Raw genomic sequence first — 471 nt, forward strand, 5'->3', positions numbered from 1 at the left:
AGCTGGGCTGCGCCGAAGATCAAAGCGATGCCGATGATTATGGAGAAAGCCATCATCCACGCCAGCCGGCCCGTCATGGCGAGGAAGCCGAGAAAACAGACCGCGATGATGGCGAATGAGCGCGCGATGTTGCCCTGCAGAACTCCGACGAACCACTCCAGCACGTTTTCGACTGGCGCCGCCGACTGGGCATACGCAGTGGCAGGCGCGAGAGCTATTCCGACTGCCGAGGCCAAGGCCAGTTTCAGGGCAAATTTGCCCGCTTTCCTGTATTCCACCCTTGGCTCCTTTTCAGTTGCCGAAATCCATGACATGACCATCCTGCCAGGCGTCCTCGCTTGCTGGCGGTGCGGCCGCGAGCGTCTCGGATTTGGTCAGGGCGGACTTGTTCACCACACCGCCGAACTTCCAGCGGTTCAGTATTTTCACGATGTATTCCGCAGTCTCCGGATTCACCGGGATGCCCTGCGC

Annotated in this window: 2 protein-coding genes; both read right to left on the bottom strand. The window is 59.9% G+C overall.

The features are described from left to right. Positions 1–278, bottom strand: a 278-nt coding sequence (locus EOA13_RS37540) for a TrbC/VirB2 family protein (protein ID WP_164780684.1), incomplete at its 3' end; no start/stop codon positions are given. A gap of 13 nt (positions 279–291) precedes the next feature. Then, on the bottom strand, positions 292–471 hold a 180-nt coding region (locus EOA13_RS38265; RefSeq protein WP_164780686.1), incomplete at its 5' end, for a hypothetical protein.

This window comes from Mesorhizobium sp. M7A.F.Ca.US.011.01.1.1 (assembly GCF_003998295.1).
Lineage (GTDB): Bacteria > Pseudomonadota > Alphaproteobacteria > Rhizobiales > Rhizobiaceae > Mesorhizobium.